At 71.3% G+C, this 13,751-nt stretch carries 10 protein-coding genes and 1 pseudogene; 4 read left to right on the top strand and 7 right to left on the bottom strand.

From position 1 onward, the window contains the following. Positions 1-168: 168 nt before the first annotated feature. The 3 genes from PSEJ35_RS0112440 to PSEJ35_RS0112430 form a co-directional block, all read right to left on the bottom strand. On the bottom strand, positions 169-1,674 hold the full coding sequence (locus tag PSEJ35_RS0112440) for an FAD-dependent oxidoreductase (protein WP_028918084.1): 1,506 nt from the start codon (positions 1,672-1,674) through the stop codon (positions 169-171). Between the two features lie 127 nt (positions 1,675-1,801). Then, complete coding sequence (gene gltB / locus PSEJ35_RS0112435; protein WP_028918083.1) at positions 1,802-6,259, bottom strand: glutamate synthase large subunit; 4,458 nt, start codon at positions 6,257-6,259, stop codon at positions 1,802-1,804. Positions 6,260-6,579: 320 nt separating this feature from the next. Then, complete coding sequence (locus PSEJ35_RS0112430) at positions 6,580-6,966, bottom strand: I78 family peptidase inhibitor (protein WP_028918082.1); 387 nt, start codon at positions 6,964-6,966, stop codon at positions 6,580-6,582. Positions 6,967-7,130: 164 nt separating this feature from the next. Between PSEJ35_RS0112430 and PSEJ35_RS0112425 the strand changes: the two genes are divergently transcribed. Beyond that, the gene (locus PSEJ35_RS0112425) at positions 7,131-8,192 is read left to right on the top strand and encodes a DNA topoisomerase IB (protein ID WP_051412671.1); all 1,062 of its coding nucleotides are present in this window, start codon (positions 7,131-7,133) and stop codon (positions 8,190-8,192) included. Positions 8,193-8,235: 43 nt separating this feature from the next. On the opposite strand, the gene PSEJ35_RS0112420 is transcribed toward PSEJ35_RS0112425, so the two are convergent. Next, positions 8,236-8,583 carry a hypothetical protein gene (locus PSEJ35_RS0112420; protein ID WP_028918080.1) on the bottom strand — a complete coding sequence of 116 codons (348 nt, stop codon included), beginning with the start codon at positions 8,581-8,583 and terminating at the stop codon, positions 8,236-8,238. A gap of 171 nt (positions 8,584-8,754) precedes the next feature. Between PSEJ35_RS0112420 and PSEJ35_RS0112415 the strand changes: the two genes are divergently transcribed. Both PSEJ35_RS0112415 and PSEJ35_RS0112410 read left to right on the top strand, forming a co-directional pair. Then, positions 8,755-10,068, top strand: coding sequence for a sugar MFS transporter (locus PSEJ35_RS0112415; RefSeq protein ID WP_028918079.1), 1,314 nt, complete (start codon positions 8,755-8,757; stop codon positions 10,066-10,068). A gap of 13 nt (positions 10,069-10,081) precedes the next feature. After that, the gene (locus PSEJ35_RS0112410; RefSeq protein WP_028918078.1) at positions 10,082-11,008 is read left to right on the top strand and encodes a carbohydrate kinase; all 927 of its coding nucleotides are present in this window, start codon (positions 10,082-10,084) and stop codon (positions 11,006-11,008) included. A 109-nt stretch (positions 11,009-11,117) separates the two neighbouring features. On the opposite strand, the gene PSEJ35_RS0112405 is transcribed toward PSEJ35_RS0112410, so the two are convergent. The 3 genes from PSEJ35_RS0112405 to PSEJ35_RS0112395 are packed head-to-tail and all read right to left on the bottom strand — an operon-like array spanning position 11,118 to position 13,482. After that, positions 11,118-12,311, bottom strand: a complete 1,194-nt coding sequence (locus PSEJ35_RS0112405) for an AGE family epimerase/isomerase (RefSeq protein WP_028918077.1) — start codon at positions 12,309-12,311, stop codon at positions 11,118-11,120. Between the two features lie 11 nt (positions 12,312-12,322). Next, the gene (locus PSEJ35_RS16185; RefSeq protein ID WP_051412670.1) at positions 12,323-12,718 is read right to left on the bottom strand and encodes a PGDYG domain-containing protein; all 396 of its coding nucleotides are present in this window, start codon (positions 12,716-12,718) and stop codon (positions 12,323-12,325) included. Beyond that, positions 12,718-13,482 (bottom strand): hypothetical protein, encoded by a 765-nt coding sequence (locus PSEJ35_RS0112395; RefSeq protein ID WP_028918076.1) that lies wholly within the window; start codon positions 13,480-13,482, stop codon positions 12,718-12,720. Before PSEJ35_RS0112395 ends, PSEJ35_RS16185 begins: the two co-directional genes overlap by 1 nt. Positions 13,483-13,498: 16 nt before the next feature. Here PSEJ35_RS0112395 and PSEJ35_RS17290 point away from each other — a divergent pair. After that, positions 13,499-13,621: pseudogene (locus PSEJ35_RS17290) on the top strand (IS5/IS1182 family transposase); the annotation flags it as partial. Positions 13,622-13,751: the final 130 nt, after the last annotated feature.

Below are 13,751 nucleotides of genomic sequence, written 5' to 3'. Positions count from 1 at the left end.
GATCCGCCACCATGGATTGCGCCGGCGCAAAGGAGACAAGCGTAGCTGGCGCGCCACCCCGGATGCGGCCTTCGGCCTCATCCGGGCGACGGGCGACGGGAGATGCGGGTTTGGCAGGGCCCCCGGCCCTCTGCCCAACCCCTCCCCCGGTGGGGGAGGGGTTGTCGCTCAGGCCACCGCTTCGGCGTACTGCGGCGTGCGCACCGGCGGCTGGGCACCCAGCAGCTCGGCGATGCTCTGCGCCGCGTCGCGGCCTTCGGCCACGGCGGTGACCACCAGGTCGGCGCCGCGCACCGCGTCGCCGCCGGCGAACACGCGCGGATGGGTTGTCTGGTACGGCAGGCGGCCGTCGCCGCCGGTGACGATGCGCCCATTGGGCGTGCCCTCGATGCCCAGCGCGCTGGCCCACGCCGGCAGCTCCGGCGAGAAGCCGAAGGCGATGATCACCACGTCGGTGTCGATCACCGATTCGCTGCCCTCGACCGGCACCGCCACGCGGCGGCCGCGGGCATCCGGTTCGCCGAGGCGGGTTTCGACCATGCGCACGCCGGTCACCCGGCCGTCGGCATCGCTCTCGATGGCCAGCGGCTGGCGGTTGAACAGGAAGCGCACGCCTTCCTCGCGGGCATTGGCCACCTCGCGCGCCGAACCCGGCATCGAGGCCTCGTCGCGGCGGTAGGCGCAGGTGACCCGCGCCGCGCCCAGGCGGATGGCGCTGCGCACGCAGTCCATGCCGGTGTCGCCGCCGCCGAGCACGACCACGCGGCGCCCGGCCAGGTCCGGCAGCTTGATCCGGTCTTCCCAGCCGGCGATCGGCCGGCCCATCGCCGCCGTGCCGTCCTGGGCGATGCCGGAGACGATGCGCCCGTTCTGCACCAGGAACGGCAGCGCCGGCAGCACGCCTTCGGCCTCCTGGCCCGGCAGGCCGCCGTCGGTGTAGCGGTAGGCGCCAGTGCCGAGGAACACCGCGTCGAACTCCTCCAGCAGCTGCTCGAGGGTGACGTCGCGGCCGACCTCCACGCCCAGGCGGAACTCGATGCCCATGCCTTCCAGCACCGCGCGGCGCCTGGCGATCACCGACTTGTCGAGCTTGAAGCTGGGGATGCCGAACTGCAGCAGGCCGCCGATCTGTTCGTAGCGGTCATACACGACGGCATGGATGCCGGCGCGCGCCAGGCGGTCGGCGCAGGCGATGCCGGCCGGGCCGGCGCCGACCACGGCCACGCGCTTGCCGGTGGGCTGCACTTCCGAGAGGTCCGGGCGCCAGCCGCGCTCGAAGGCGGTGTCGACGATGTACTTCTCCACCGCGCCGATGGTCACCGCGCCGAAGCCGTCGTTGAGCGTGCAGCTGCCCTCGCACAGGCGGTCCTGCGGGCAGACGCGGCCGCACACCTCCGGCAGCGGGTTGGTCGAGTGGCACAGCTCGGCCGCCTCGAGGATGCGGTTCTCCTGCACCAGCTGCAGCCACTGCGGGATGGCGTTGTGCACCGGGCACTTCCAGCTGCAGTACGGGTTGCCGCAGTCCAGGCAGCGACCGGACTGGTAGGCGGCCTCGGCATGGGCGAACTTGCCGTATAGCTCGCCCCAGTCGCCGGCGGTGCGCAGCTCGAGCGGGATGCGCCGTGGCATTTCCCGCGGCAGCTCCAGGAATTGAAATACCTGCTTGCGACTCATGGCAGTGCCACCTGGACCAAAGCCCCCTTGGCAAGGGGGCGCCCCGAAGGGGCAGGGATTGGAAGAGCGTAGTGGGTCCCGCGGTTTGCGCAGCAAACCGTGGGGGGGGCCGTGCGGAGCGCGGAAGTCACGCGGCCCTCCGCAGCGTGTCGGCGAGGGATTCGATGCTGGCGGCCTTCGGCTTCACCAGCCAGAACTTGCCGACGTAGTCGCGGAACTCGTCGAGGATCTGCTGCGCCCAGATGCTGCCGGTCAGCTCGCGATGGCGGGTGATCAGGCGGTGCAGGTGCTGGCGGTAGCTCTCGAAGCCTTCCGGCGAGATGCGGTGGATGTCGATCAGTTCGTGGTTGTAGCGGTCGACGAAGTCGCGGTCCTGGTCGAGCACGTAGGCCAGGCCGCCAGTGAAGCCGGCGCCGAAGTTCAGGCCGACCTTGCCCAGCACCAGCACCACGCCGCCGGTCATGTACTCGCAGCAGTGGTCGCCGGCGCCTTCCACCACGGCCAGCGCGCCGGAGTTGCGCACCGCGAAGCGCTCGCCGGCGCGGCCGGCCGCGAACAGTTCGCCGCCGGTGGCCCCGTAGAGGCAGGTGTTGCCGAGGATCGGCGTGCTGCGCGCCTCGAAGCGCGCGCCGCGCGGCGGGCGCACCACGATGCGGCCGCCGGCCATGCCCTTGCCGACGTAGTCGTTGGCCTCGCCTTCCAGCTCCAGGTTCAAGCCGCCGGCGTTGAACGCGCCGAAGCTCTGCCCCGAGGTGCCGCGGAAGTGCAGGGTGATCGGCGCGTCCTCCATGCCATGGTTGCCATGCGCGCGGGCGATGGCACCGGACAGGCGCGCGCCGATGCTGCGGTCGGTGTTGTGGATGAGGTAGCGGTGCTCGGCGCCGGTCTTGTTGGCGATGGCGCCCGCCAGCTGCAGGTCCAGCTGGGTGGCCAGGCTGTCCGGCGATTCGTACAGGCGCGGCGCGGCGCAGTGGCCCTCGTCGCGCGGCGCCGGGTGCAGCAGCCGCGACAGGTCCAGGCGCACGCCTTCGCGCGGGACCACGTCCAGCTGGCGCAGCAGGTCGGTGCGGCCGACGATCTCGTCCAGCGAACGCGCGCCCAGGTACGACAGCCAGCCGCGCACTTCCTCGGCCAGCAGCCGGAAGAAGTTCTCCACGCGCTCCGGCAGGCCGGTGAAATGCTCCGAGCGCAGGCGCTCGTCCTGGGTGGCCACGCCGGTGGCGCAGTTGTTCAGGTGGCAGATGCGCAGGTACTTGCAGCCGAGCACGATCATCGGCGCGGTGCCGAAGCCGAAGCTGTCGGCGCCCAGCAGCGCGGCCTTGACCACGTCCAGGCCGGTCTTCAGGCCGCCGTCGGTCTGCAGGATGGCGCGGTCGCGCAGGTCGTTGGCCACCAGCGCCTGGTGCGATTCGGCCACACCCAGCTCCCACGGGCCGCCGGCGTAGCGGATCGAGCTGACCGGGCTGGCGCCGGTGCCGCCGTCATGGCCGGACACGGTGATCAGGTCGGCGCCGGCCTTGACCACGCCGGCGGCAATGGTGCCGACGCCGGCGTGCGAGACCAGCTTCACCGAGACCAGTGCCTGCGGGTTGACCTGCTTGAGGTCGTAGATCAGCTGGGCCAGGTCCTCGATGGAATAGATGTCGTGGTGCGGCGGCGGGCTGATCAGACCGATGCCCGGGCGCGCGTAGCGCAGCCGCGCGATCAGCTCGTTGACCTTGTGCCCGGGCAGCTGGCCGCCCTCGCCGGGCTTGGCGCCCTGGGCGATCTTGATCTGCAGCACCTCGGCGTTGACCAGGTACTCGGGGGTGACGCCGAAGCGGCCGGACGCCACCTGCTTGATCTTGGAACGCTTCTCGGTGCCGTAGCGGACCGGGTCCTCGCCGCCTTCGCCGGAGTTGGAGCGGCCGCCGAGGCGGTTCATGGCGATGGCCAGGGCCTCGTGCGCCTCCGGCGACAGCGCACCGAGCGAAATGGCGGCGGTGTCGAAGCGGCGCAGCAGGTCGGAGGCCGGCGCCACCTCCTCCAGCGGCGCCGGCGTTGCGGCCGGCACCAGCTCCAGCAGGTCGCGCAGCGCCGAGGCCGGACGCGAGTGCACCGCCTCGGTATAGGCCTTCCAGTCGGCCGGGTCGCCGGTGCGCGTGGCCTTCTGAAGGGTCATGACCACGTCCGGGTTGTACATGTGGTACTCGCCGCCGTGGACGTACTTGATCAGGCCGCCGATCTCCGGCTTGCGCAGCTCGTTCCAGGCCGCCGCCTGCAGCTCGCGGGCGTCGCGGTCCAGCCTCTCGAAGCCGGCGCCGCCCACCCGCGAGGGCGTGCCGGCGAAGCACAGGTCCACGACTTCCTGGTCCAGGCCGACGATCTCGAACAGCTGCGCACCGCGGTAGCTGGCGATGGTGGCGATGCCCATCTTCGAGATGATCTTGCTCAGGCCCTTGTACAGGCCCTTGCGGTAGCTGCGGCCGATCTGGGCGACCTCGCCCTTCTTCAGCTGCAGGATGCCGCGCCGGCCCATGTCGAACAGGGTCTGGTACGACAGGTACGGGTAGACCGCGGTGGCGCCGTTGCCGAGCAGGCAGGCCATGTGGTGCGCGTCGCGCGCGGTGCCGGTCTCGATGATCAGGTTGACGTCGCAGCGCAGGCCGACGTTGCACAGGTGGTGGTGGACCGCGCCGGTGGCCAGCAGCGCGTGCACCATCGGCCGCTCCGGCACCGGGTAGCGGTCCGACAGCAGCAGCATGACCATGCCGTCGCGCGCGGCCTGCTCGGCCTCGCGGCAGATCCGCTCGATGCCGGCCTTGAGGCCTTCCTCGGGCGAGTAGGAGAGGTCGATCAGCCGGTTGCGGCTCTCGTACTGCGGCATCTTCAGCAGCTGGCGCAGCTTGCGCTGGGACAGCACCGGCGAGTTGAGGATGACGTGGTTCACCGTCTCCGGGCCGGCATGGAAGATGTTGGTCTCCTTGCCGAGCTGGGTGGACAGCGACATCACGCAGTCCTCGCGCAGCGGGTCGATCGGCGGGTTGGTGACCTGGGCGAAGGCCTGGCGGAAGTAGTCGTACAGCGGGCGGTTGCGCCGGCTGAGCACGGCCATGGGCGTGTCGTCGCCCATCGAGCCGGTGGCTTCCTGCTCGATCTCGGCCATCGGCCGCAGCACCAGTTCCACCTCCTCGGTGCTGAGCTGGAACAGCTTGTGGTAGCTGCGCAGGGTCTTCTCGTCGAACGGCTCCTCGGCCAGCGACGGGTCGATCAGTTCGGTCTGCAGGTAGGTGACGCCCTGGTGCAGCCACTGCTTGTACGGGGCGCGGCCGCGGTTGATCCGGTCCACCGCGTCGCTGTCGAGCAGGTCGCCGCGCTTGAGGTCGATGGCGATCATCTCGCCCGGCCCGAGCTTGCCCTTGCGCACCACCCGCTCGGTCGGCACTTCCCACACGCCGGCTTCGCTGGCGACGATGAAGTGGCGGTCGGAGGTCAGCAGCCAGCGCGAGGGGCGCAGGCCGTTGCGGTCCAGGGTGCAGGCGGCGTAACGCGCGTCCAGCGAGACGATGCCGGCCGGGCCGTCCCACGGTTCGGTGTTGAGCCCGTAGAACTCGTAGAACGCGGCCAGGTCCGGGTCCTTGAACTCCAGCGACTGGGTCGCCGGCGGGACCAGGATGCGCAGCGCCTGGATCAGCTCCATGCCGCCGGCGACCAGCAGCTCGAGCATGTTGTCCAGGCTCTGCGAGTCGGAGCCGTGCATCGACACCAGCGGCTGCAGCTCGGCGACGTCGAACTTCGGCGTCTTCCACACCTTGCCGCGGGCCTGCGCCCAGCGCCGGTTGCCTTCGATGGTGTTGATCTCGCCGTTGTGGGCGAGCATGCGGAACGGGTGCGCCAGCGGCCAGCGCGGCAGGGTGTTGGTCGAGAAGCGCTGGTGGAAGACCACCGCGCTGGAAGCCAGCTCGGCGCGCTGCAGGTCGGGATAGAAGCGCGCCAGCTTGTCCGGCAGGACCATGCCCTTGTAGCCGATCGAATGCGGCGCCAGGGTCACCACGTAGTAGTCGGCGACCTCGCGCAGGCGCTGCTCGCTGCGGCGGCGTGCCAGGAACAGGGCCAGGGCGAAGGCTTCTTCGTCCTGGCCGTTGCCGGCCTCGACGAACAGCTGCTGGATCGCCGGCAGGGTGTCGCGCGCCAGCTGGCCGCAGACGCTGGCGTCGGTGGGCACCACGCGCCAGCCCTTCACCTCGACGCCTACGCGGTGCAGTTCGCCTTCGAGCACGTCGCGGCAGTGCGCGGCCTGCGCCTCGTCGTGCGGCAGGAACACCAGGCCGGCGGCGAAGCGCGCATCCGGCGCGAGGTTGATGCTGGCCTCGTGGGCGAGGGCGCGCAGGAACGCGGTCGGCTTGCGGATCAGCAGTCCGCAGCCGTCGCCGGTGAGGCCGTCGGCGGCGACGCCGCCGCGGTGGGTCATGCGCGAAAGCGCGGCGATCGCGGTATCGACCAGCGCACGCGAAGGCTGGTCGTCGAGCTGGGCGATCATCCCGAATCCGCAGGCGTCGCGTTCGGAGGTCGGGTCGTAGAGCCCGTGGCGGTTGCGAGGGGCCATCTGCATCTCGAAGAGCGTGCGCACCGGGCGCTGTTTCCCGGACGCGAGGGAAGGCGGCTCCGCACACAGTTTCCGAGGAAACTGGCGCGACCTGGAATACCGCCGGAAGCCCGACTAAAGCACAGATGTTGCGGTGCCGCAACCGCGGTGCGGATGCGTGGAAAAGGTACTTCTGAAACCGTCTGGCCGCGCCGGAAGTGCCGGTGCGCGTAGCAGGGCCGGCAAGTCGCCCGCGCACGAAAAGCGGGCGGGGCACTGCCCGCCCCGTCGATGACGGAAACGCAGCGCGACGCCCGCGGCGGTGACGCCGCGCGCGATGCTCAGCCGCAGCGCACGGAAGTGATCGTGCCGGCGTCGTCGACTTCGATGTTCAGGCGCGCGCCGTCGAACTCCATGGTCACCATGTCGCCCGGCTTGAGGATGCGCACCTTGTCGGCGCCGGCGTCGGTGCGCGCCTGCTCGGCCCTGGCGTCGTCGACCGCCTGGCCGATCAGACCCTGCACCTGGCTGGCGTCGCAGGTCGGCGGCGCGTCGGCGTCGGCCGGCGGCGGCGGTTCGGCGGCGGAATCGGCGGCCTGCTGCGCGGCGACCAGCGCCTGTTCCTGCTCGGCGGCATCGTCTTCCTGGGCGACTTCGGGAGTGCAGGCGGAAAGCAGGCCCAGCAGGGCCAACGACGGAAGCAGGCGAAGGGTGGCGCGCGCGCGCATGGGAATCCCCGGTGGAAGTGCGGCGGCAAGCTTGCCGCAGGCCGCATTCGCGAACCGTTAACCGCGTCCGCCCGCATCACGGTTTGACGTTGCCGATGCGCGGCGACGACGCGCCCCATGCACCACGATGGGGACACTGGCGTCCCCCGCCGCCCGCTTCGTCCATGCCCAGCCCGCCCGAGATCCCCGATTGCGCCCGCGACGCCGACCGCGCCGGACTGGTGCACGTGGGCGACGATGCCGCGGGGATCCACCGCGTCCGCCGTGGCAAAGGTTTCGCCTATCGCCTCGGCGGCCAGCCGGTGCGCGACGCGGCGACGCTGGCGCGCATCCGCGCGCTGGCGATCCCGCCGGCCTGGGCCGACGTGTGGATCTGTGCCGATGCCTGCGGCCACCTGCAGGCTACCGGCCGCGATGCGCGCGGGCGCAAGCAGTACCGCTACCACCCCGGCTGGGTGAAGCAGCGCGGCGACGGCAAGTTCACCCGGGTGGTGGCCTTCGGCGAAGCGCTGCCGGCGCTGCGCCGCAGCCTCAGGCGCGACCTGGGCCTGCCCGGCCATCCGCGCGGCAAGGTGCTGGCGCTGGTGGTGGCGGTGATGGACGAGACCCTGCTGCGCATCGGCAACGATACCTACCGGCGCAGCAACCGTTCCTACGGGCTGACCACGCTGCGCAACCGCCACGTCGATTTCCTCGCCGGCGGGCGGGCGCGGATCGCCTTCCGCGGCAAGTCCGGGCAGCCGCAGGAAGCGGTGCTGGACGACGCGCGGCTGGTGCGGCTGATGCGCCGCTGCCGCGAACTGCCTGGCCAGGCCCTGTTCCAGTACCGCGACGACGATGGCGCGGTGCTGCCGGTGCAGTCGACCCAGGTCAACGACTACCTGCGCGAGGCGATGGGCGAGGCGTTCACCGCCAAGGACTTCCGCACCTGGGGCGGCACGGTGGCGGCGATCCGCCGGCTGGTCGCGCTGGGCGAGGCGGAACCCAGCGAACGCGGCCGCGCCGCGCAGCAGATGGACGTGGTCCGCGAAGTGGCCGCGGCGCTGGGCAACACGCCGGCGGTGTGCCGCAGCGCGTACATCGATCCGTGCGTGTTCGAAGGCTGGGTGGATGGCAGCCTGCAGCGCCAGTGCGCGCGCTGCCGCGGCCAGCGCCAGTGGGAACGGGCGGCGCTGGCTTTCCTGCGCCGCGCGCATCGCGTCCGCCGCGCTCCGCCCCAGGGCTGACGCCGGTGGAGCGGGGCACGCCCCGCTCCACAGGGATGGAGGGTCAGCTGCAGGACATCCCGGTGATCGCGTTGTTGCGGCCGGTCTCCACGGTCAGGCGCGAGCCGCCGCTGCTGGCCGGGACCGGCTGGTTGGTGGAGCCCTGGCGGTCGCCCGCGCCGCGCACCACCTGCAGTTCGGTGCTGTCGCTGTCCACCCGCGCGCGGGCAAGGGTCGCCGCGGAGGCGGCCAGCCCGACCGCGCCACGGACCATGTCGGTGTGGCATTGGCCGGAGATCGCGCCGTCGATCGGCGCCACCTCGGCGACGCGCGGCCCGGCGCAGCCCGCCAGCAGGCAGGCGGCGAGCAGGCTGGTGCCGGTGGCGGCGAGGGGATGGAGGGAGCGCGCCATGGCCGGACTCCATGCGGCAAGGGGAAGCCAGCGTGCCGCTGCCGCCGTGGGCACGGGATGAAGACGGGTATTCCACGGCACCATGCCGGCCCCGCGCGCCTGGAATAGGCGGACGCGGGACGCGCGGATGCGCCATGATCGGCGCCACCACAGCGCGGGGAGACCGCACCGATGCATATCCAGGAAACGCCGTCGCCGGCGGCCACCGGCGGACAGGCCGCGGTCGCGTCATGGCTGCTGCCGCTGGTGATCACCCTGTTCTTCGCCTGGGGCTTCTGCACGGTGCTGGTGGACGTGCTGATCCCCAAGCTCAAGGCGACGTTCTCGCTGAACTACGCCGAGGCGATGCTGACCCAGTTCTGCTTCTTCCTGGCGTACTTCATCGTTTCGATCCCGGCCGGCCTGCTGGTCAGCCGGATCGGCTACATGCGCGGGATCGTGCTGGGCCTGGCGGTGATGGCCGGCGGCTGCCTGATGTTCTCGCCGGCCGCGTCGCTGGGCTGGTACCCGGCGTTCCTGGCTGCGCTGTTCGTGCTGGCCGGCGGCATCACCCTGGTGCAGGTGGCGGCCAATCCGCTGGCCGCCGGCCTCGGCGACCCGGCGCGGGCGCACAGCCGGCTCACCCTGGCGCAGGCGTTCAACTCCTTCGGCACCATGCTCGGGCCACTGTTCGGCTCCTCGCTGATCCTGGCCGCGGGCGTGAGCGAGCCCACGCCAGGCATGGACGCCGCCGCGCTGGCCGCGTTCCGCGTCGAGCAGGCCGGCCACGTGCGCCTGCCGTACATGATCATCGCCGGCGTGCTGCTGGTGCTGGCCGCGCTGTGCTGGTGGTTCCGCCGCGCGCCGGTGCCGGTGGTGCGGCCGGTCGGCCAGGCCGACTACCTGCGCCTGCTGCGGGTCCCGCGGCTGAGCCTGGGCGCGCTGTCGATCTTCCTGTACGTGGGCGCGGAGGTGGCCATCGGCAGCGCGCTGGTGAACTACCTGATCATGGTCGGCGCGACCGGGTCGGAGCATGCCGCCGGCAACCTGATCTCGGTGTACTGGGGGCTGGCGATGGTCGGCCGCTTCATCGGCGCGTGGGTGCTGCGCTCGGTGCCGGCCGGCGTGGTGCTGGCGACCTGCGCGACCTGCGCCGGCGTGCTGGCGCTGCTGGCGGGCACCACCCTGGAAGGCACCGCCGCGGCGGTGGCGATCCTGTCGATCGGCCTGTTCAACTCGGTGATGTTCCCGACCATCTTCACCCTGTCGATCGACGGGCTGGGCGAGGACACGCCGGGCGGTTCCGGCATCCTCTGCCTGGCCATCGTCGGCGGCGCGATCGTGCCGCTGCTGACCGGCGTGACCGCCGACCGCTTCGGCCTGGCCCTGGCCCTGCTGGTGCCGGCCGTGTGCTACGTGTGGATCGCCTGCTACGGGCTGCTGGTGCGGTTCGGCGTGCTGGCCGGTCGCCCGGCGACGGATGCGGTTGTCGCTGGCGAAGCCTGAGGCGCGGTCGCGGATGCAGGCACGGGCGAGCACGGGCGGGTTGCCGCGCCTGGTGGTGTTCGGCGAGGCGTTGACCGACATGGTCCGCACCGGGCCGGACCGCTGGCGCAGCGTGCCTGGCGGCGCATGCTGGAACGTGGCGCGGGTGGCGGCGCGACTGGGCGTGGCCACCGGCTGGGGTGGGGCGGTGAGCGGCGACCTGTTCGGCGCCGAGATCGTCGGGCTTTCGCGCGAGGCCGGCCTGGACCTGCGTTTCCTGCAGGTGGTGGACCGCGCGCCGCTGGTGGCGATGGTCCACGAGCTGTCGCCGCCGCGCTATTTCTTCCTGGGCAACGACACCGCCGACCTGGCCTTCGATCCGTCGCGGCTGCCGGCCGGCTGGGAGCGCGCCTGCGAATTCGCCCACTTCGGCTGCATCAGCCTGGTGCGGCAGCCGCTGGGCGCGCGGCTGCTGGCGTTCGCCGAAGCGCTGCACGCGGCCGGGGTGCCGCTCAGCTTCGATCCGAACTGGCGCAACCTCATGGGCGAGGATTACCCGGCGCTGTTCGAACGCCTGGCGGCGCTGGCGACGGTGGTGAAGCTGTCGGACGAGGACCTGCGTCACATCTATCCGGCGCGGGCGACGGAAGAGGCGATCGCGCACGTGCGAGCGCTCGCGCCTGCGGCGACCCTGCTGTACACGCAGGGCGCGGACGGCATCACCGCGTACCAGGGCGATGTGTGCGTCCACCAGCCCGCGTTCCAGGTCGAGGTGTCCGACACCGTCGGTGCCGGCGATGCATGCATCGGCGGTTACCTGGCCAGCCGCCTGCAGCGCCCGCAGGCCCCGCTGGCCGAGCATGTGCGCTTCGCCGCGGCCACGGCCGCCGTCGCCTGCACGACGTCCGGCGCCTACGCCCCCACCGCCGCCGAGGTCCAGGCCCTGCTGGCGCCTCCGTAGAGCGGGGCAAGCCCCGCTCCTCCGCTTCCGGAGTCGGCGTGTTCGGGCAGGAAAAGCAGCGGGGCAAGCCCCGCTCTACAGGAACCGCATTTCCCTGCGTCGCGGGCAGTCAAAGCACCCGCAACACCTCGTAGCACGCGCCCATGGTGTGGTAGTCGGTCTTGCCGGCCGGGCTCTTCTCGTCGGTGAGCTTGCGGTTGTCCGGTCCGAGGATGCGGTACCAGGCGCCGTGCTCGTGGTCGACGAAGTACGTCCAGCTGTACGTCCAGAGGCGCTCGTACCACTCCCGGTAGGCGCCGTCGCCGGTGCGTTCCGCCAGTACCGCCGCGGCGGCGATCGCTTCGGCCTGCACCCAGAAGTACTTGTCGGCGTCGTAGACGCTACCGTCGATGTCGTTGCCGTAGACCAGGCCGCCATGGTCCGGGTCCCAGGCCATCGCCACCGCGCGGTCGAACAGCTCGCGCGCCCGTGGCAGGCGCCATTCCTGCGGATCGTGGCGGTCCAGGCCGAGCAGCAGCTTGGCCCATTCGACCTGGTGGCCGGGCTGGAAGCCCCAGGGTCGGAAGATGTTGCTGCGGTCGCTGCGGTTGTATTCCCAGTCGACCGACCAGTCCGGGTGGTAGTGCTCCCACACCAGGCCGCCGGCCAGCGCGGCCTGGCGGCGGGTCATGTTGTCCGCCAGCAGCGACGCGCGCTGCAGGTAGCGGGTTTCGCCGCTGGCCTCGAACGCTGCCAGCCAGGCCTCGCAGGCATGCATGTTGGCGTTCTGGCCGCGGTAGGGCGAGACGTTCCAGTCCGGATCGGCCTCGTCGGCGTAGAGCCCGAATTGCGGTTCCCAGAAACGGCGCTCCATCAGCGCCCAGGTTTCCTCCAGCCAGCCGCGTGCCTCCTCCATGCCCGCTTCCAGCGCCTTGGCGTAGGCGAGGACCACGAAGGCCAGGCCGTAGCAGTGGTTGGTCGCTTCCTGCACCTTCCCGTCGTGCAGCACCCAGGCGTAGCCGCCGGTGGCCGGGTTGCGGTGGGCATCGCGCAGGAAGGCGATGCCGTGGCTGACGGCGTCGCGGCAGGCGTCGTCGCCGAACGCCTGCCAGGCCATCGAGTAGTTGAAGACGAAGCGCGTGCTGCTGACCAGGTGCCGGGTATGCGCGTCGTAGACGCGGCCATCGTCCTTGAAGAACTGGAAGAAACCGCCGCGTGGATCGATGCAGCGCGGGTGGTAGAAGGCCATCGTGCGGCGCACGTGGTCGAGCAGGAACGGGCGGGAGTGGAAGTCGGGTGCGTCGGTCGCCGGTTTACCGCTCATGCCGCTGATCCTCAGTCGTCCAGGGGTTCCAGCGTTATATAGGACTCGCGGAACACGTCGTCGCGCACGATCCACCGGCGGCCGTCCGCGGCGGTCACCAGCCAGTCGCCCGCCGCTCCCTGCAGCACGCCGCCTTCGACTTCCACGCTGAAGGCCGATTCCATCCGCACCGCGTCCACCTGGGCCGGCTGCTTGACGTAGCTGCCCGCAGCGCCGGCCGCCACGCCCGGTGCCGGCCTGTAGCCGGCGAGGAAGGCCTCGCGCGGGATCGGCCAGCGTTCGCCCTTGACGCCGGTGGCGAGGGCGTCGCCGGCGCGGTAGCGCACCGGTCCCTCCAGCGTCTGCAGCGTGCCGTCTTCCGTGGCGAACTCCACCGCCACGGAAACCGGCTTCTTGGTGGCGCGCATCAGGCCGGTTCCTCCAGCTCGGCGTGCTCGACCAGGCTGAGCCAGTTGCTGTGTTCGGCGGTCAGCTCGTCGGCGGCGCGCTGTGCCAGCCGTTCGAGCTCGCGGCCATTGTCCGGACCCAGGCTTTCCAGTTCCAGCTTCAGGGTCGAGAGCCGGGCCGCCATCGCCCCGGCCTGCGAGGCGAGGCGCTTCACCTCGAGCTTGCTGGCGATGCCGTGCAGGCAGGCGGCGAACGCCAAGCCGGCCGCGGTGATGATCAGCCACTTCGGGCTGTGGAAGAAATGCGCCACCGCCTCGACGGCGTGCGGCACCGCGTTGCCCATCGCGCGCCACGACTCGACGCCGATCGGCACCAGGTGGCCCGCCGCCGCCGCCAGCACCAGGTAGAAGGTGCCGCGGGTCGCGCGCTCGAGCCCGGCGTGCAGCTTTTCCCAGCGCCGGTGGGCCCGGGTCTGGTAGCCGATCTGGTCCTCGAGCAGGGCCAGGATCGCCGCACGCCGCGCAGCGTCACTGGCGATACCGGGGGCCGCGGGGATCCGCGCCAGCGCCTCGGCCCGGAAGCGTTCGGCCTGCTTGCGGCAGGACAGCCAGGCGTGGTGGGTCGAGGATGCCGGGCGGCGGTCGCTGCGCACCATGGCGACGATGCTAACCAGGATCACCACTTCCGCCAGCGCCCAGACCAGGCCCATGGCGTGGCCGAGGAAACCGATCGCGCCCAGCACCGCCGTCAGCACCGCCAGCGCGGCCAGGAAGTGCAGCAGCACGACGCGGTCGCGGTGGCAGTTCGGTTACACCAAGGTGCGCTACCGGGGCTTGGCGAAGAACACGGCGCAGGTGCTGACGCTGTTCGCGCTGTCGAACCTGTGGATNGCGCGGCGACGTCTGTTGCTGCCGACGGGCTAAATCCGTCCGTTGGACGGGGAAACCCGTCGAAAAGCGCCAGAAATGGCGAGAAAGTGATCACATCGAGGTCGATCAGGCGCCTTGGCGCTGAAATCNAAGCATCAGCGCGCTTTGATCAGACCTTCCCTAG

It is taken from the genome of Pseudoxanthomonas sp. J35 (assembly GCF_000513995.1).
Taxonomy (GTDB): Bacteria; Pseudomonadota; Gammaproteobacteria; order Xanthomonadales; family Xanthomonadaceae; genus Pseudoxanthomonas.
Note: the sequence above shows the minus strand (reverse complement) of the source record. Positions and strands in the feature narration are given on the sequence as shown.

Coding starts and splice junctions, on each gene's coding strand:
- PSEJ35_RS0112430 (WP_028918082.1), bottom strand. CDS start 6,966: ATGCGCGCGCGCGCCACCCTTCGCCTGCTTCCGTCGTTGGCCCTGCTG.
- PSEJ35_RS16185 (WP_051412670.1), bottom strand. CDS start 12,718: ATGCGCGCCACCAAGAAGCCGGTTTCCGTGGCGGTGGAGTTCGCCACG.
- PSEJ35_RS0112425 (WP_051412671.1), top strand. CDS start 7,131: ATGCCCAGCCCGCCCGAGATCCCCGATTGCGCCCGCGACGCCGACCGC.
- gltB (WP_028918083.1), bottom strand. CDS start 6,259: ATGGCCCCTCGCAACCGCCACGGGCTCTACGACCCGACCTCCGAACGC.
- PSEJ35_RS0112405 (WP_028918077.1), bottom strand. CDS start 12,311: ATGAGCGGTAAACCGGCGACCGACGCACCCGACTTCCACTCCCGCCCG.
- PSEJ35_RS0112420 (WP_028918080.1), bottom strand. CDS start 8,583: ATGGCGCGCTCCCTCCATCCCCTCGCCGCCACCGGCACCAGCCTGCTC.
- PSEJ35_RS0112440 (WP_028918084.1), bottom strand. CDS start 1,674: ATGAGTCGCAAGCAGGTATTTCAATTCCTGGAGCTGCCGCGGGAAATG.
- PSEJ35_RS0112410 (WP_028918078.1), top strand. CDS start 10,082: ATGCAGGCACGGGCGAGCACGGGCGGGTTGCCGCGCCTGGTGGTGTTC.
- PSEJ35_RS0112415 (WP_028918079.1), top strand. CDS start 8,755: ATGCATATCCAGGAAACGCCGTCGCCGGCGGCCACCGGCGGACAGGCC.